Raw genomic sequence first — 16,106 nt, 5'->3', positions numbered from 1 at the left:
ATCTGCATCTTTTTTCGCCGCTTTTATAATCTATGACATATCAGATGGGCCCTGCCTCCTTAGTTTGTTGATCCTGCGGTGGGTGCGAAATTTGTGCAGAAATCTCGTGGCACCAATCACAACCTGCGGTTCGCGTGCCCGCAGTGACATCCTGCGTCAGCGCCACCACCGCCGCCGCGGCAGTCGCCAGCCCGATCAGGTTAAACATCTTTATCATTCCACACCTCTTACACACATCAAGACGCCTTCCCTTCTGGCAGCAAAACCTGAAGGCGGCGTTAAAGCCGCAAATTATCTGACGCTGCGCTGCGGCGCGATTGCGCTTGAAGTTTTCGTCTAAAAATGCAGACCTGCACGCAACATTATTTCTTGGAGAGTCGCAAATGTCGAAAATCACCCGCCCCCTGCGTTCCGTTCTATATATCCCCGGCTCCAAGGACCGCGCGTTAGATAAAGCCCGCGGGCTGCCAGCCGATGCGATTATCTTTGACCTCGAAGACGCCGTGATCCCAGAAGAGAAAACCGCTGCACGTGAAACACTCGCCACGGCGCTGAAAGACGGCGGCTATGGCAGCCGGTATAAGGTGATCCGCATCAACGGGCTGGACACCGAATGGGGTGCCGACGATGCCCGCGCCGCGGCAAAAATGGACTGCGACGCCATTTTGCTGCCCAAAGTCGGCAGCCCCGCCGATCTGGATGCACTGGCCGAGATCACGGGCGACATTCCGCTTTGGGCGATGATGGAGACCCCCGGCGCGATGCTGAATGCCGCTGCGATTGGCGCGCATCCCAAGCTGCAATGTATGGTGATGGGCACCAACGATCTGAACAAAGACCTGCAAACCCGCGTGCGCGCCGACCGTCTGCCCCTAATGACAGGGCTTGGCCTATGCGTACTGGCAGCCAAGGCCAATGGCATCGCCATTGTCGATGGCGTTTATAATGCGTTCAAGGATGACGAAGGCCACCGCGTTGAATGCGACCAAGGCCGCGACATGGGCTTTGACGGCAAGACCTTGATCCACCCCGCGCAGCTGGACGTCGCGAACGAGGCATTCTCCCCCTCCGAGGCCGAAGCCGATTTGGCGCGCCGCCAGATCGAGGCGTTTGACGAAATGCAGGCGACAGGTCAGGGTGTGGCCGTTGTGGACGGGCGCATCGTTGAAAACCTGCATGTCGCCACCGCACGCGAAACATTGGCAAAGCTGGACGCAATCGCGGCCCTGCAAACGGAGTAAACCTGATGATGGCACTATTGATCCTTGGTCTGATCTTATGGGTCGGTGCCCATTATTTCCGTCGCTTCATGCCGGACCAGCGCGCAGCTATGGGCCGACAGGGCAAAGGCATCATCGCCGTCGCCATCGTGGCGGCGCTGGTCATGATCATTATCGGATACCGTGGGGCCGAGTTTATCCCCGTCTGGACGCCCCCGCCCTTCCTGACGCATCTGAACAACCTGCTGATGGTGCTGGCATTCTGGGTCTACGGATCCAGTGCGGCCAAAGGGGCCAAGGCCTGGCCCGCCTATAAAACCCGCCACCCGCAGCTGATGGCCGTTAAAATATGGGCGGTCGCGCATCTGCTGGTGAACGGGGATCTCGCGTCTATCCTGCTGTTTGGCTCTATGCTGGCTTGGGCGGTCGGTTCCGTGATCCTGATCAACCGCGCCGAACCCAGCTGGACACCCCCTGCCCCCGCGGGCAAGGCCACCTATATCCGCCTTGCGGTGATCACGCTGGTGATGCTGGTCGTTGTGACCGCGATCCATACCCTGCTTGGCGTCTCTCCCTTTTCCTGAGTTACTGAAAGAACCCCCATGAAACTCTATCGTTTCCTGTCCGAAGAGGACACTTCCGCCTTTTGCCACAAGGTCACCGACGCGCTGAACAAGGGGTGGGAGCTTTACGGCACGCCCACACAAACATGGGATGCCAAGGCAAATGTCATGCGCTGCGGTCAAGCCGTGACCAAGGAAGTCGAAGGCACCTATACGCCCGACACCAAGCTGGGGGCGCATTGATGGCACAAGCAAAGACCAACAAGGGCCGTTTCTTCGAGGACTATAAAGTAGGCGAGACGTTGCATCATGCTGTGCCCCGCACGGTCAAGGATGGTGAACGCGCGCTGTACCACGCGCTGTATCCCGCACGTCATGCGCTTTATTCCTCTGACCAATTTGCCCAAAGCTGCGGTCTGCCTGCCAGCCCCCTGGACGATATGATCACCTTTCACATCGTGTTCGGGAAGACCGTGCCGGATGTATCGCTGAACGCCGTGGCCAACCTTGGCTACGCGCAGGGACGCTGGCTGGCGCCGGTCTGGCCTGGCGATACGCTGCGATCGGAATCCGAAGTGATCGGGCTCAAGCAAAACTCGAACGGGAAAACCGGCGTCGTCTATGTACGCACCACCGGCTTTAACCAGAATGACACCAAAGTGCTGGAGTATGTCCGCTGGGTGATGGTGCGCAAACGAGATGTGGACGCCCCTGCCCCTGAAACGGTCGTGCCCGATCTGCCCAAGGCGTTGACGGTTGACGATCTGTCGATCCCCGAAACGCTCGACTTCAGCAATTATGACTTTACCCTCGCGGGCGAGGCGCATCGCTGGGATAATTATACCGTGGGCGAGATGATCGACCACGTGGATGGCGTCACCGTCGAAGAGGCGGAGCATATGATGGCCACCCGCCTGTGGCAGAACACGGCAAAAGTGCACTTTGACACCTCTGCCCGCCCCGACGGGTCGCGGCTGATCTATGGCGGGCACGTGATCTCTATGGCGCGGGCGCTGTCGTTCAACGGGCTGGCCAATGCGCAGATGATCGTGGGGCTGAACGGCGGGGCGCATGCGAACCCCTGCCTGTCCGGCGACACAATCCGCGCCTGGACCGAGGTTCTGGACAAAGCCGATACCGACAAACCCGGCGTCGGCGCATTGCGCTTGCGCTTGGTCGCCACCAAAGGCGGGGAACCGTTCAAGCTGAAGGGTGAAGACGGTAAATACCTGCCCGATGTCCTGCTCGACCTCGATTACTGGGCCCTGATTCCCAAGTAAGACGCCCCCTTGACAGCGGCTGGCTGGTCGCAAAACAAACAACTATATGTCGCGTTCGGCCCTTAAAACGTGGGGTTTCCGAGCGCGACAGCCGCTGCGTCGGCAACATTTCGCAGATTTTCCACCGTTAGCGCTATTTTGTGATCACACGCGAAATTCGTGTGATCACAAATGTCGCTTTTATCTGGAAAACCCTGTATTTCTCCGAAAAACTGTTTACCGAGTATCAAGACTCAATCGTATACCGCGATTAGACTGGAACAAAGACGGGACCGTTTTTTATGAACATCCACGAATATCAGGCAAAAGCCCTTTTGCGTAGCTACGGCGCGCCAGTATCCGACGGCCGGGTCGTGCTGAAAGCTGAAGAAGCGAAAACAGCCGCAGGCGAGATGGACGGACCTCTTTGGGTCGTCAAGGCACAGATCCACGCAGGTGGCCGCGGCAAGGGGTCTTTCAAAGAAGCCGACGCTGGCGACAAAGGCGGTGTACGCCTGACCAAATCGGTTGAAGAAGCCGCCGAGGAAGCCAAGAAAATGCTGGGCCGCACCCTGGTCACGCACCAGACCGGCCCCGCGGGCAAACAGGTCAACCGGATCTACATCGAAGACGGTTCGGGCATCGAAACCGAATTGTACCTCGCGCTGCTGGTGGATCGCCAGACCTCGCGCATCGGGTTCGTCTGCTCTACCGAGGGCGGCATGGACATCGAAGAAGTGGCCGAGTCCACACCTGAGAAAATCATCAGCTTCTCTGTTGACCCCGCCGCGGGCTTCCAGCCCTACCACGGCCGCCGCGTTGCTTTCGCCTTGGGGCTTGAAGGCAAGCAGGTCAAACAGTGCGTTACCCTGATGGGCCAGCTGTTCAAAGCATTCGTCGAAAAAGACATGGAAATGCTCGAAATCAACCCGCTGATCGTCACCGACGGCGGCGACTTGAAAGTGCTGGACGCCAAAGTCAGCTTTGACGGCAACGCGATGTACCGCCACGGCGATATCGCCGATCTGCGCGACACCACCGAAGAAGACCCCAAAGAGCTCGAGGCGTCCAAGTACGACCTGAACTACATCGCTCTGGACGGTGAAATCGGCTGCATGGTGAACGGTGCCGGTCTGGCGATGGCCACAATGGACATCATCAAGCTTTACGGTGCCGAGCCCGCGAACTTCCTTGATGTTGGTGGTGGTGCTACCAAAGAGAAAGTGACCGAAGCGTTCAAGATCATTACCTCCGACCCGCAGGTCAAAGGTATTCTGGTCAACATCTTCGGCGGCATCATGCGCTGTGACGTCATCGCCGAAGGCGTGGTCGCAGCCGTGAAAGAAGTCGGCCTGCAGGTTCCGCTGGTTGTCCGTCTGGAAGGCACAAACGTTGAAGAAGGCAAAGCCATCATCAACAACTCCGGCCTGGACGTGATCGCTGCGGACGACCTGAAAGATGGCGCGCAAAAGATCGTGAAAGCGGTCAAAGGCTAAAACTGGCTGGAAAGCTTGGATGATGCATCGTCTCGCCTTTTGTTTTTCCATTGCTGCGCTGGCTGTCCCTTTCGGGGCGGCCAGTAACGCTATGGCACAGACAACGCGCGCAGCCGACATCGCTCAGGCCTTTGCAGACCATTGTTTCAGCCCGCGTCTGACCGCACGGACAGCGCAGGCACAGCTTGGCAGCACAGGGGCACGGGTCGACTTTTATGACCTGCGTCCCTTTACCTCGGCACCTCAGTCTCCGGTGACGGGCGCGGCAGCAACGGCGGGTACAGACCGCCGCTGCGAAGTGTCCTTTGACGGGGCGGCACCGCAGGTTGCACAACAGGGGATCGCCACCGGATTGGCACAGGAAAACCTGACCGATCTGGTAGATGTCCCCGCAGGGTTCCCCACCACAACGGGGGCCACCTATCGCGCCGCCGTCATGCTGAACGCCAACCGCATGGCTGTGGTACAATCGGGGGTACGCGACGGGGCGCAGGGGGTTGAAACCTTTGCCCGCGTCGAACGCCTGATCCCGCTGAACGAGGCAAGCCAATGACCACGACCGCACAAAACACCGTCACCGGTGGCAAGGCCATCGTCCTTGGGATGACCGTTCTGGTCTTCGCAATGATGGCTGTCGTCGCACAGCTGCCCATGCCGATGCAGGATTCTCTGCTGGCCGAAGGCGGCCCGTTCGAGACACTGTCGGTCGTTGGCTATGGCCTGTGCATCTTGCTGATGTTTGTGCTGTGGCCCGCGGGTTCGGTGGCGCGTCGGTGGTACTTTGCGGTGTTCATGGCCCTGTTCGCAGCCCGCGAACTGGACCTTGATAAAAAGCCGTTCACCGAAGGACTGCTGAAGGCGCGGCAATTTTCCAGCGATGGCGTCAGCTTGATGGAAAAGGGCGTTGCCGGCGTCATCCTGCTGGCGATCATCGCAACCGGTCTGATCCTGTTGCGCCGCGAGACATGGGGCTTCATCCGTGGGGTCGCCAAAGGCGCGGCACCGCAGCTTGCTGTGTTGATCGGGCTGCTGTTCATCGTCGTCTACAAGATGACCGACGGGCTGGCGCGCAAGCTGGAACCCTTTGGCATCACGCTAGGCCAGGATCAGATCGATCTGGCCTACGTCATCGAGGAAGTCGGCGAACTGGGCATCCCGCTGATGTTCGCTGTTGCAATCTATCTGACATACCGACTGCCGCGCCTTGCGGCGGCGGCACCTTCCACCGCGCCCTGAGACCGGCGCCACCTGAATTGAACTTGAGAAGAAAGCACATAACATGGCCGTACTCGTAAACGAAAACACCAAAGTGATCTGCCAGGGCCTCACCGGCTCGCAGGGCACGTTCCACACCGAACAGGCCATCGCCTATGGCACCAAAATGGTCGGCGGTGTGACCCCCGGCAAAGGCGGCCAGACGCACCTTGACCTGCCCGTGTTCAACTCTGTCCACGAAGCCCGTCACGTCACCGAAGCCAACGCCACGGTCATCTACGTTCCGCCCCCCTTCGCCGCGGATTCCATCCTCGAGGCGATCGACGCCGAGATGGAGCTGATCATCTGCATCACCGAAGGCATCCCGGTTCTGGACATGATGCGCGTCAAGCGCGCGCTCGAAGGGTCCAAGTCGCGCCTGATCGGGCCAAACTGCCCCGGCGTGATCACGCCTGACGCCTGCAAAATCGGCATCATGCCCGGCCACATCCACAAGCGCGGCACCTGCGGGGTTGTCTCGCGCTCGGGTACGCTTACGTACGAAGCTGTGAAACAGACATCCGATCTTGGCCTCGGCCAATCCTCTGCGGTTGGTATCGGCGGCGACCCCATCAAAGGGTCCGAGCATATCGATATCCTCGAGATGTTCCTGGCCGATCCAGAAACACAGTCGATCATCATGATTGGTGAAATCGGCGGTTCTGCCGAAGAAGAAGCGGCACAGTTCCTGGCCGACGAGAAGAAAAAAGGCCGTTGGAAGCCCACAGCCGGTTTCATCGCGGGCCGCACAGCCCCTCCCGGCCGTCGTATGGGCCACGCCGGTGCGATCGTCGCAGGCGGCAAAGGTGACGCGGAATCCAAGATCGCAGCTATGAAAGAAGCAGGCATCGTTGTTGCGGATAGCCCCGCAACTCTGGGTGAAGCTGTTCAAGAAGCTATCAACAAAGGCTAACGCCAGATGGTGGGGCCTGACTTTTCAGGCCCCGCCGCTCTTACTTAAACGTCGCGCTCTCATCAGAGGTATCGCCATGACAGACCACCCGAAAAACGACCAGTTCCACGATACCTCCTTTCTCGAGGGGCAAAACGGCGAATACCTAGAGGCAATGTATGCCCGCTATGCCAGCGATCCCAATGCGGTTGATGGCGCATGGCAGGCGTTCTTCGAAGCGATGGACGACGATCACGCCGATGTTCAGGCAGAGGCCGCAGGCCCGTCCTGGGCGCGCAGCGATTGGCCCCCCGTCCCGCAGGACGATCTGACCTCTGCATTGACCGGCCAGTGGCCCGTCCCGACCGAAGCGAAAGCCGCCGGTCAGAAGATTACCGAAAAAGCCTCCTCCAAGGGGATCGAACTGTCTGACGCGCAGGTACAACGTGCCGTGCTCGACAGTATCCGCGCGTTGATGCTGATCCGCGCCTACCGTATCCGTGGCCACCTTGCCGCCGATCTTGACCCGCTTGGCATGCGCGACAGCGACACCCACCCTGAACTGGACCCGGCCGCCTATGGCTTCGGGCCCAAGGACATGGATCGCCCGATCTTTATCGACAACGTGCTTGGCCTTGAGATCGCGACGATGAAACAGATCGTCGATATCGTCAAAAGCACCTACTGCGGCACCTTCGCGCTGCAATATATGCACATCTCTGATCCCGAACAGGCCGCGTGGCTGAAAGAGCGGATCGAGGGCTACGGCAAGGAAATCCAGTTCACCCGTAATGGCCGAAAAGCCATCCTGAACAAGCTGGTAGAGGCCGAGGGCTTCGAGAAATTCCTGCACGTCAAGTACATGGGTACCAAGCGCTTTGGCCTTGATGGGGGCGAAAGCCTGATCCCCGCGATGGAGCAGATCATCAAACGCGGCGGTCAGCTGGGCATTCAGGACATTGTGATCGGCATGCCGCACCGTGGCCGTCTGTCGGTGCTGGCAAACGTCATGCAGAAACCCTACCGCGCTATCTTCAACGAATTTCAGGGCGGCAGCTTTAAACCCGATGATGTCGACGGGTCCGGCGATGTGAAATATCACCTTGGCGCGTCCTCTGACCGTGAATTCGACGGCAACACCGTCCACTTGTCGTTGACCGCCAACCCCTCGCACCTTGAGGCCGTAAACCCCGTTGTTCTGGGCAAGGTCCGCGCCAAGCAGGACCAGCTGAACGACAAGGAACGCACCTCCGTGATGCCGATCCTGCTGCACGGGGATGCGGCCTTTGCCGGTCAGGGTGTCGTGGCCGAATGTTTCGCTCTCTCGGGCCTACGCGGGCACCGTACCGGCGGGACCATGCATATCGTGGTGAACAACCAGATCGGCTTCACCACAGCGCCGCACTTCAGCCGCTCCAGCCCCTACCCCACCGATAACGCGCTGGTGGTTGAGTCACCCATCTTCCACGTTAACGGCGACGACCCCGAAGCTGTCGTGCACGCCGCGCGCGTGGCGACGGAATTCCGTCAGAAGTTCAAGAAAGACGTGGTCATCGACCTGATCTGCTACCGCCGCTTTGGTCACAACGAAGGCGACGAGCCGATGTTCACCAACCCGGTGATGTACAAGAAGATCAAAAAGCAAAAGACCACGCTGACGCTCTATACCGAGCGGCTGGTGAAAGACGGCCTGATCCCCGAGGGGGAAATCGAGGATATGAAAGCCGCTTTCCAGGAGAAGATGAACACCGAATTCGAGGCTGGCAAAGAATACCGCCCCAACAAGGCCGATTGGCTGGATGGCAAGTGGTCGCACCTCGATAAGGCCAAGGAAAAGAAATACCAGCGTGGCAAGACAGCCATAGCCGCCGAAACCATGGCGGATGTGGGCAAGGCGCTGACCGCCGCACCCGACGGCTTTCCGCTGCATAAAACCGTGGCGCGCCTGCTGGACGCCAAGGCCGAGATGTTCAAATCCGGCGAAGGCTTCGACTGGGCCACAGCCGAGGCGCTGGCCTTTGGCTCGCTCTTGACCGAAGGGTACAAGGTGCGCCTGTCCGGTCAGGACTCCGCCCGCGGCACGTTCTCGCAGCGTCATTCGGCCCTGATCAATCAGGAGAACGAAGACCGCTACTATCCGCTGAACCACATCCGCGAAGGTCAGGCAGAATACGAAGTCATCGACTCCATGCTGTCGGAATACGCGGTTCTGGGCTTTGAATACGGCTACTCGCTGGCGGAACCCAACGCGCTGACCCTGTGGGAAGCGCAGTTCGGCGACTTTGCCAACGGCGCGCAGATCATGTTCGACCAGTTCATTTCCTCGGGCGAAAGCAAATGGCTGCGCATGTCCGGCCTCGTCTGCCTGATGCCCCATGGCTATGAAGGCCAGGGGCCCGAGCACTCCTCCGCGCGTCTTGAACGGTTCCTGACCATGTGCGGCGGTGACAACTGGATCGTGGCGAATTGCACCACACCCGCGAACTACTTCCACCTGCTGCGCCGCCAACTGCACCGCAGCTACCGCAAGCCGCTGATGCTGATGACGCCGAAATCCCTGCTGCGCCACAAGCTGGCCGTCAGCAAGGCCGAGGAATTCACCACCGGCTCCTCTTTCCACCGCGTCCTCTGGGACGATGCGGAACAGGGCAACTCGGACACCACATTGGCGGCGGACGACAAGATCAAGCGCGTCGTCATGTGTTCGGGCAAGGTCTATTACGACCTGCTGGAAGAACGCGACGCCCGTGGCATCGACGACATCTACCTGCTGCGTTTCGAACAATTCTACCCGTTCCCCGCGCAATCCGCTGTGAAAGAGCTGGAACGCTTCAAGAATGCGGAAATGGTATGGTGTCAGGAAGAGCCCAAGAACCAAGGGGCATGGTCCTTCATCGAACCCAATATCGAATGGGTTCTGGGCCGTATCGACGCCACCCACACCCGTCCGACCTATGTCGGTCGCGCCACCTCGGCCTCGCCTGCGACCGGCCTTGCCTCCCAACACAAAGCACAACAAGCAGCCCTCGTTGACGATGCGCTGACCATCGAAGGAAAATAACCATGACTAGCGAAGTACGCGTCCCTACCTTGGGTGAATCCGTAACCGAAGCGACCGTGGCAACATGGTTCAAAAAGCCCGGCGATAGCGTCGCAGTCGACGAAATGCTCTGCGAGCTGGAAACCGATAAGGTCACCGTCGAAGTGCCCTCCCCCGTGGCGGGCACTCTGGCCGATATCGTTGCCGCCGAAGGCGAAACCGTCGGCGTTGACGCGCTGCTGGCCAATATCTCCGAAGGGGATGCGGCCCCAGCGAAATCCGAAGCCCCCAAGGCGGTCGATGCTGGTGCCGAAGACGTGAAACCCCGCGACGCTGCCGATGATGTCGACGTCATGGTCCCCACCTTGGGCGAATCCGTGTCCGAGGCGACCGTCAGCACGTGGTTTAAGAACGTCGGTGACCACGTCGAAGCCGATGAAATGCTGTGCGAGTTGGAAACCGATAAGGTCAGCGTCGAAGTGCCCGCGCCGACTTCGGGCACGCTGACCCAGATCATCGCCGAAGAAGGCAGCACGGTCGAAGCCAACGGCAAGCTCGCCGTGATCAGCCAGGGCGAAGGCGGCAGCGCAAGCAAACCCGCCGACGATACCGCTGAACCCAAAGCGGGCGGTCAGGTCCCTGCCCCCGGCAACGCCCCCTCGGGCGATGTCGAAGACGCGCCTTCCGCCAAGAAAGCGATGGCCGAAGCCGGCATCAGCCGCGATCAGGTCACCGGCACAGGCCGTGACGGTCGTGTGATGAAGGAAGACGTGGCCAAGGCCGTTGCCGCGGGCAAGAACGCGGCAAAACCTGCCGCCGCCGCGCCACGCGCCCCATCGGCTCCCCAGGACGCCGCCCGCGAGGAACGCGTCAAGATGACCCGTCTGCGCCAGACCATCGCGAAACGTCTGAAAGACAGCCAGAACACCGCCGCCATGCTGACGACCTATAACGAGGTCGACATGACAGAGATCATGGCCCTTCGGAACGAATACAAAGACCTGTTCCTGAAAAAGCACGGCGTTAAACTCGGCTTCATGTCCTTCTTCACCAAGGCCTGCATCCACGCCCTGAACGAAGTGCCCGAAGTGAACGCCGAAATCGACGGCACCGATGTGGTCTACAAGAACTACGTCAACATGGGCATCGCGGCTGGCACACCCACCGGTCTGGTCGTACCCGTGGTCAAGGACGCGCAAGCAATGTCCTTTGCCGACATCGAAAAGGAAATCGGTGAACTGGGGGCCAAGGCCCGCGACGGGAAACTGTCCATGGCGGATATGCAGGGCGGCACCTTCACCATCTCTAACGGTGGTGTCTATGGCTCGCTGATGTCCTCGCCGATCCTGAACCCGCCACAATCGGGTATCCTCGGGATGCACAAGATCCAGGACCGCCCCATGGCGATCAATGGTCAGGTCGTGATCCGTCCGATGATGTATCTGGCGCTCAGCTATGACCACCGCATCGTGGACGGCAAAGGTGCCGTGACCTTCCTCGTCCGCGTGAAAGAAGCGCTCGAAGACCCACGTCGCCTGCTGATGGACCTGTAACCCACCACACCCACCGCCCGGAAAGGACAAATGATGACAGAGACCACGATCCTTGCCGCATACGGCCTGCTCGTTATGCTGACAATCTTGCTTCAGGTTCTGGGCGGTGTCCAACAACTCAGCTTGGGCTATCTGATCTCGTCGCGCGACGAAGACCGGTCGATGACCGGTATGACGGCCCGGGTGAAACGCGCATTGGACAACTCCATCGTGGCAATGGCGCTTTTTGCCCCGGCGGTGCTGATTCTCGAGATGCTGGACCGCACCACTGCCACGTCCCTGCTGGCCGCACAGGTCTTCCTCATCGCGCGGATCATCTATCTGCCGGTCTATGCCCTTGGCGTGCCCGCGATCCGGACCCTCGCATGGCTGGCGGGCTTTGCCGCCACCGCCATTCTCTACTTCCTCGCGCTATAGCGGACCGCCAAGATGACACCCGAACTCACCGTTCTGACCCTCGCAGCGCTGCTTCAGGTCGTGACCTTTGTCGCCTATGCGATCCCTGCCAACCGCGAGCTTGGCCCCGGCTACACCATGTCCGCGCGCGACCGTGAACCGTCGAAATCGCTCTCCGACAGCACCGCCCGTCTGGGCCGCGCGTTCAACAATATGTTCGAAGCGCTGGCGCTTTTCGCCGTCGCCGTCGTGGTGCTGCAGCTGTCCGGCCAGAACACGACCTACACCGCCATTCTCGCATGGATCTTCCTCGCGGCCCGCGTCGCCTATGTGCCAGCCTATGCGCTTGGCCTGCGGCCCGGACGCTCGCTGATCTGGGCCGTGGGCCTTGGTGCGACGGTGCTGATGCTGCTGGCCGCGCTGTTTTGATCTTCCAAATGGCATAGATCCCGGGGGCGTGCGCTTGCGCACGGGGGCAGCGCCCCCTAGCCTTGACCGCATCACGCCCCGCTCGTCTATGTCTGAACGCCACACCTTCGACTCTACCCCAATTCCCGACCACCAAGGAGACCTTCCATGTCCAGCTACGATGTCATCATCATCGGCTCCGGCCCCGGCGGCTATGTATCCGCCATCCGCTGCGCCCAACTGGGCCTCAAAACCGCCTGTGTCGAGGGCCGCGAGACGTTGGGCGGCACCTGCCTGAACGTCGGCTGTATCCCGTCCAAGGCGCTGCTGCATGCCACGCATATGCTGCACGAAGCCGAACACAATTTTGCCGATATGGGCCTCAAGGGCAAAAGCCCTTCGGTCGATTGGGCGCAGATGCAGACCTACAAACAGAACACGATCGACACCAACACCAAGGGGATCGAATTCCTGTTCAAGAAGAACAAGATCGACTGGATCAAAGGCTGGGCCACCATCCCCGAAGCCGGCAAGGTCAAGGTCGGTGACGAGGTCCACGAGGCCAAGAACATCATCATCGCCACAGGGTCCGAACCCTCCGCCCTTCCCGGTGTCGAGGTTGACGAAAAGGTCGTCGTCACCTCCACCGGCGCGCTGTCGCTGAACAAGATCCCGAAAAAGCTGGTCGTGATCGGCGCGGGCGTCATCGGGCTCGAACTCGGCTCTGTCTACGCGCGTCTGGGGGCCGAGGTGACGGTTGTCGAATATCTCGATGCGATCACCCCCGGCATGGACGGCGAAGTGCAGAAGAACTTTATGCGTATCCTGAAAAAGCAGGGCGTCAACTTTGTCATGGGCGCCGCCGTACAAGGCACCGAGGCCTCCAAGACCAAAGCCAAGGTGACCTACAAGCTGCGCAAGGATGACAGCGAACACACGTTGGACGCCGATGTTGTTCTCGTCTCCACAGGCCGCAAGCCGTTCCACGACGGGCTGGGCCTTGAAGGTCTGGGGGTCGAGCTGACCAAACGCGGCCAGATCGCGGTAAGCGACACCTGGGAAACCTCGGTCAAAGGCATCTACGCCATCGGCGACGTCATTGAAGGCCCGATGCTGGCGCATAAGGCCGAAGACGAAGGCATGGCCGCAGCAGAGGTCGTCGCGGGCAAACATGGCCACGTGAACTATGGCGTGATCCCCGGCGTGATCTACACCCACCCCGAGGTTGCCAATGTCGGTGCCACCGAAGAGCAGCTGAAAGAAGCGGGCCGCGCCTATAAGGTCGGCAAGTTCAGCTTTATGGGCAACGCCCGTGCCAAGGCCGTCTTCGCGGGCGAAGGCTTCGTCAAGCTGATCGCCGACAAGGAAACTGACCGCATCCTCGGCGCGCATATCATCGGCCCCGGTGCCGGCGATCTGATCCACGAGGTCTGCGTTGCGATGGAATTCGGTGCCTCTGCCGAGGATCTGGCGATGACCTGCCACGCGCACCCGACCTACTCCGAAGCGGTCCGCGAAGCGGCGCTGGCCTGTGGCGACGGTCCGATCCACATGTAAGGCAGCCGCGCCTGCATCCAAACGACAAGGGGTGGGCCGTTTGGCCCACCCTTTTTTGTGTTCTAACCGTTGTGTCCTAACCGTCGTGCGCGCCGATCGGTAGGGGCAGCGCCTATCTCGGTTGAGGGGCTTTGAACCCCGTCTCGGCCAAGAGCGCGTCCGACCGTGTCTCGACCGTTTCCTCGAGCCGTTTCATGAAGGCGGCCCGCTCCAACCCCGGCGCGATGGGGGTCAGGAACTCGACCACTGCCACACCCGGACGCCGGTACAGCCCGCGCCGTGGCCAGAAGTAACCCGCGTTGGTGGCGACGGGGACGCAGGGCTGGTTCATCTGCTCGTAAAGTGCGGCAGTGCCTGCCTTATAGGGCACAGACAGGCCGGGCGCGACGCGTGTGCCCTGCGAATAGATGACAAGCTGGCCCGGTTCGGCCTCGCCCGCTTTGACATCGGCCAGCATCTTGGAAATCGCCGCGCCGCGTTTGCCACGGTTCACCGCGACCATCTGCATACGCTTGGCATATTGCCCGATCACCGGCGTCATCAGGATCTCGCGTTTCATGATAAATTTCGCGCGCGGCAGAATGTGAAAGATCATCAGGATATCAAGGAAAGACTGGTGTTTGGCGGCAACCAACACGGCCCCGTCCGGCACGTCGCCCCGCACCTCGCACCGCAACCCGACGATGACCTTCGCCATCCACATGGTCCCTGCCGCATAGGCCTTGCACGCCGCATAGGCCCCCCGCCGCGAGAACATCGCCCAAGGCGCATAGAACAGCCCCAGAAGCGGCATATAGACCGTGGCCAGCACGATGAAGGTCAAGGATCGTATCCACTGCAACATTATGCGAGTTCCTTTAATGTACGGCGCGCGGCCGCCCCTGTCGCCGCAAAGGCGACACCACCGGACAGAAACGGGATCACCAGTGGCACAACCCAGTGCCAGCCCTGAAAGCCCAAACCCGTCAGAAAGCCCCCCGCGTCAGCGGTGCTTGGCAACAGCAGTATCGCCAGCAGCCCGACCGCCGTGCCCGCCGCAGCGCCGGTCAACGCACGCAGGGTGAAACGCCGGATAAAAGCCTGTGCGATATAGCTGTCGGTCGCGCCCACCAGACGCAAAACGGCAATGACCTGAGCGTTGGCCGATAGCGCCGCATTGGCGGCAAGCGTCACCATCGCGGCCAGTGTCGCGATGATCAGGATCATGGAGACCCAGCCCAGAAGCTTCAGCCGCGACGCGGCCTTGACCAGCGGCGCGCGCCAGCGGCTATGGTTATCAAGTACCGCCCCCGGCACCTCTGCCGCGAGGCGCAGGCGCAGGCCATCGGCATCCATGCCGTCGTCTTCTTCGATGATCTCGATCAGGCGGGGCACCGGCAGGGCGTCAATGGCTAGTTCCGGACCGAACCATGGGGCCAGCAGAGATTGCTGCTCTTCATCCGTGAGGGCGCGGGCTGTGGCGACCCCTTTGGTCGTCTCGAGGATGCGCAAGGCGGCCTCGGTCTGGGCGCTGCGCTGGTCGATGGGGGCCACAACACGGATCGTCGCGGTGCGTGCCAGCTCTTGCCCCCAGATATTCGCCAACCGTCCCGACGCTAGTGACAGCGCCAGTGCAAAGACCGCCAGAAACGCCATCGTCCCCGCGGCAAACAGGGTCAACTGCGCGGTAAACCCCGACGGCGGCACCACACGGTCCGCCTGACGGTCGCCGTTCCACAGCGCGGTCAGCGCAATGCGCAGCATCTTCATAGATCCGCCCCCGCCAACTGGATGCGCCGGTTGGCGATGCGCAGAACCCGCGCCTGCACCTGCGCCTTGGTGGCACGGATCAGCCCCAGATCGTGGGTCGCGATCAACACGGTCTTGCCCATGCGGTTCAGCTCTACCAGGAGGCGAAGCAGGCGCTGCGACATTTCCCAATCGACGTTGCCGGTGGGTTCATCCGCAAGCACCACATCGGGCGACATGATCACCGCACGAGCCAGCGCCGCACGCTGGCGTTCACCGCCCGACAGCTCTGGCGGCAGGGCGTCGGCGCGGCTGCTCAGCCCCACCCACGACAGCAGCTCAAGCAGGTCATCCCCGCCGGTTTCCGCATGGCGGCCCGACACGGTCAGCGGCAAACCGATGTTTTCCGCAACCGGCAAATGGTTCAGGAATTGGCAATCCTGGTGCACCACACCGACACGCCGCCGGATCATCGCGATGTCATCGCGGTCCATCGCACGCACGTCCTTGCCAAACAGCGACACATGCCCCGCCGTGGGCAGCAGCGCGCCATAGCAGAGCTTCATCAACGTGGTCTTGCCAGAGCCGGATGGACCCGTCAGAAAATGGAACGATCCCGGTGCCAGCTTGACCGAGATATCGGACAAAAGCTCGCCCCCGCCATAGCTGTAGGCCACGTTTTCAAACTCGATCACACGCATATCCCGCTTGGTTTGAACTGTTGTGCCCCAGCACCGCTT

At 60.7% G+C, this 16,106-nt stretch carries 17 protein-coding genes; 13 read left to right on the top strand and 4 right to left on the bottom strand.

All coding sequences use genetic code 11. From position 1 onward, the window contains the following. Positions 1 to 40: 40 nt before the first annotated feature. Positions 41 to 208 (bottom strand): hypothetical protein, encoded by a 168-nt coding sequence (locus GLP43_RS04565; protein WP_237278371.1) that lies wholly within the window; start codon positions 206 to 208, stop codon positions 41 to 43. 175 nt (positions 209 to 383) lie between these two features. Between GLP43_RS04565 and GLP43_RS04560 the strand changes: the two genes are divergently transcribed. The 13 genes from GLP43_RS04560 (at position 384) to lpdA (ending at position 13,638) form a co-directional block, all read left to right on the top strand. After that, positions 384 to 1,241, top strand: a complete 858-nt coding sequence (locus GLP43_RS04560; RefSeq protein WP_005851516.1) for an HpcH/HpaI aldolase/citrate lyase family protein — start codon at positions 384 to 386, stop codon at positions 1,239 to 1,241. Between the two features lie 5 nt (positions 1,242 to 1,246). After that, the gene (locus GLP43_RS04555) at positions 1,247 to 1,804 is read left to right on the top strand and encodes an NnrU family protein (protein WP_237278370.1); all 558 of its coding nucleotides are present in this window, start codon (positions 1,247 to 1,249) and stop codon (positions 1,802 to 1,804) included. An 18-nt stretch (positions 1,805 to 1,822) separates the two neighbouring features. Continuing rightward, positions 1,823 to 2,026, top strand: coding sequence for a DUF1737 domain-containing protein (locus GLP43_RS04550; RefSeq protein WP_009826044.1), 204 nt, complete (start codon positions 1,823 to 1,825; stop codon positions 2,024 to 2,026). Then, complete coding sequence (locus GLP43_RS04545; RefSeq protein ID WP_237278369.1) at positions 2,026 to 3,063, top strand: MaoC family dehydratase; 1,038 nt, start codon at positions 2,026 to 2,028, stop codon at positions 3,061 to 3,063. Before GLP43_RS04550 ends, GLP43_RS04545 begins: the two co-directional genes overlap by 1 nt. A gap of 281 nt (positions 3,064 to 3,344) precedes the next feature. Beyond that, positions 3,345 to 4,538: an ADP-forming succinate--CoA ligase subunit beta gene (sucC, locus tag GLP43_RS04540; protein ID WP_009826041.1), complete on the top strand. Its 1,194-nt coding sequence runs from the start codon at positions 3,345 to 3,347 to the stop codon at positions 4,536 to 4,538. 91 nt (positions 4,539 to 4,629) lie between these two features. Next, positions 4,630 to 5,091, top strand: a complete 462-nt coding sequence (locus GLP43_RS04535) for a succinyl-CoA synthetase subunit beta (RefSeq protein ID WP_237278368.1) — start codon at positions 4,630 to 4,632, stop codon at positions 5,089 to 5,091. Further along, entirely contained in the window at positions 5,088 to 5,774 is a 687-nt protein-coding gene (locus GLP43_RS04530; protein WP_197145905.1) for a hypothetical protein, read from the top strand. Before GLP43_RS04535 ends, GLP43_RS04530 begins: the two co-directional genes overlap by 4 nt. Positions 5,775 to 5,817: 43 nt before the next feature. After that, entirely contained in the window at positions 5,818 to 6,705 is an 888-nt protein-coding gene (gene sucD / locus GLP43_RS04525; RefSeq protein ID WP_009826038.1) for a succinate--CoA ligase subunit alpha, read from the top strand. Between the two features lie 76 nt (positions 6,706 to 6,781). Continuing rightward, complete coding sequence (locus tag GLP43_RS04520) at positions 6,782 to 9,745, top strand: 2-oxoglutarate dehydrogenase E1 component (protein ID WP_237278367.1); 2,964 nt, start codon at positions 6,782 to 6,784, stop codon at positions 9,743 to 9,745. A gap of 2 nt (positions 9,746 to 9,747) precedes the next feature. Further along, positions 9,748 to 11,277, top strand: a complete 1,530-nt coding sequence (gene odhB / locus GLP43_RS04515; protein WP_237278366.1) for a 2-oxoglutarate dehydrogenase complex dihydrolipoyllysine-residue succinyltransferase — start codon at positions 9,748 to 9,750, stop codon at positions 11,275 to 11,277. Between the two features lie 30 nt (positions 11,278 to 11,307). Then, positions 11,308 to 11,694, top strand: a complete 387-nt coding sequence (locus GLP43_RS04510) for an MAPEG family protein (RefSeq protein ID WP_237278365.1) — start codon at positions 11,308 to 11,310, stop codon at positions 11,692 to 11,694. Between the two features lie 12 nt (positions 11,695 to 11,706). Then, positions 11,707 to 12,102, top strand: a complete 396-nt coding sequence (locus GLP43_RS04505; RefSeq protein WP_237278364.1) for an MAPEG family protein — start codon at positions 11,707 to 11,709, stop codon at positions 12,100 to 12,102. 147 nt (positions 12,103 to 12,249) lie between these two features. After that, positions 12,250 to 13,638, top strand: a complete 1,389-nt coding sequence (gene lpdA, locus GLP43_RS04500) for a dihydrolipoyl dehydrogenase (protein ID WP_005851497.1) — start codon at positions 12,250 to 12,252, stop codon at positions 13,636 to 13,638. Between the two features lie 112 nt (positions 13,639 to 13,750). Here the strand turns inward: lpdA and GLP43_RS04495 are convergent, their stop codons facing one another. Genes GLP43_RS04495 through GLP43_RS04485 form a run of 3 tightly spaced genes read right to left on the bottom strand, consistent with a single transcriptional unit; the run spans position 13,751 to position 16,061 of the window. Then, positions 13,751 to 14,482, bottom strand: a complete 732-nt coding sequence (locus tag GLP43_RS04495; protein WP_237278363.1) for a lysophospholipid acyltransferase family protein — start codon at positions 14,480 to 14,482, stop codon at positions 13,751 to 13,753. Continuing rightward, the gene (locus GLP43_RS04490; protein ID WP_237278362.1) at positions 14,482 to 15,387 is read right to left on the bottom strand and encodes a cell division protein FtsX; all 906 of its coding nucleotides are present in this window, start codon (positions 15,385 to 15,387) and stop codon (positions 14,482 to 14,484) included. Before GLP43_RS04490 ends, GLP43_RS04495 begins: the two co-directional genes overlap by 1 nt. Further along, complete coding sequence (locus tag GLP43_RS04485) at positions 15,384 to 16,061, bottom strand: cell division ATP-binding protein FtsE (RefSeq protein ID WP_037944903.1); 678 nt, start codon at positions 16,059 to 16,061, stop codon at positions 15,384 to 15,386. The genes GLP43_RS04490 and GLP43_RS04485 overlap by 4 nt, the downstream gene beginning before the upstream one ends. Between the last annotated feature and the right edge of the window lie 45 nt (positions 16,062 to 16,106).

It is taken from the genome of Sulfitobacter sp. M39 (genome assembly GCF_021735935.1).
Taxonomy (GTDB): domain Bacteria; phylum Pseudomonadota; class Alphaproteobacteria; order Rhodobacterales; family Rhodobacteraceae; genus Sulfitobacter.
This window is presented reverse-complemented; position numbering and strand designations above follow the sequence as displayed.

What these genes read in the sequence shown, in the direction of transcription:
- GLP43_RS04565 (WP_237278371.1), bottom strand. Translation starts at nt 208, where the DNA reads ATGTTTAACCTGATCGGGCTGGCGACTGCCGCGGCGGCGGTGGTGGCG.
- GLP43_RS04560 (WP_005851516.1), top strand. Translation starts at nt 384, where the DNA reads ATGTCGAAAATCACCCGCCCCCTGCGTTCCGTTCTATATATCCCCGGC.
- GLP43_RS04555 (WP_237278370.1), top strand. Translation starts at nt 1,247, where the DNA reads ATGATGGCACTATTGATCCTTGGTCTGATCTTATGGGTCGGTGCCCAT.
- GLP43_RS04550 (WP_009826044.1), top strand. Translation starts at nt 1,823, where the DNA reads ATGAAACTCTATCGTTTCCTGTCCGAAGAGGACACTTCCGCCTTTTGC.
- GLP43_RS04545 (WP_237278369.1), top strand. Translation starts at nt 2,026, where the DNA reads ATGGCACAAGCAAAGACCAACAAGGGCCGTTTCTTCGAGGACTATAAA.
- sucC (WP_009826041.1), top strand. Translation starts at nt 3,345, where the DNA reads ATGAACATCCACGAATATCAGGCAAAAGCCCTTTTGCGTAGCTACGGC.
- GLP43_RS04535 (WP_237278368.1), top strand. Translation starts at nt 4,630, where the DNA reads ATGGCACAGACAACGCGCGCAGCCGACATCGCTCAGGCCTTTGCAGAC.
- GLP43_RS04530 (WP_197145905.1), top strand. Translation starts at nt 5,088, where the DNA reads ATGACCACGACCGCACAAAACACCGTCACCGGTGGCAAGGCCATCGTC.
- sucD (WP_009826038.1), top strand. Translation starts at nt 5,818, where the DNA reads ATGGCCGTACTCGTAAACGAAAACACCAAAGTGATCTGCCAGGGCCTC.
- GLP43_RS04520 (WP_237278367.1), top strand. Translation starts at nt 6,782, where the DNA reads ATGACAGACCACCCGAAAAACGACCAGTTCCACGATACCTCCTTTCTC.
- odhB (WP_237278366.1), top strand. Translation starts at nt 9,748, where the DNA reads ATGACTAGCGAAGTACGCGTCCCTACCTTGGGTGAATCCGTAACCGAA.
- GLP43_RS04510 (WP_237278365.1), top strand. Translation starts at nt 11,308, where the DNA reads ATGATGACAGAGACCACGATCCTTGCCGCATACGGCCTGCTCGTTATG.
- GLP43_RS04505 (WP_237278364.1), top strand. Translation starts at nt 11,707, where the DNA reads ATGACACCCGAACTCACCGTTCTGACCCTCGCAGCGCTGCTTCAGGTC.
- lpdA (WP_005851497.1), top strand. Translation starts at nt 12,250, where the DNA reads ATGTCCAGCTACGATGTCATCATCATCGGCTCCGGCCCCGGCGGCTAT.
- GLP43_RS04495 (WP_237278363.1), bottom strand. Translation starts at nt 14,482, where the DNA reads ATGTTGCAGTGGATACGATCCTTGACCTTCATCGTGCTGGCCACGGTC.
- GLP43_RS04490 (WP_237278362.1), bottom strand. Translation starts at nt 15,387, where the DNA reads ATGAAGATGCTGCGCATTGCGCTGACCGCGCTGTGGAACGGCGACCGT.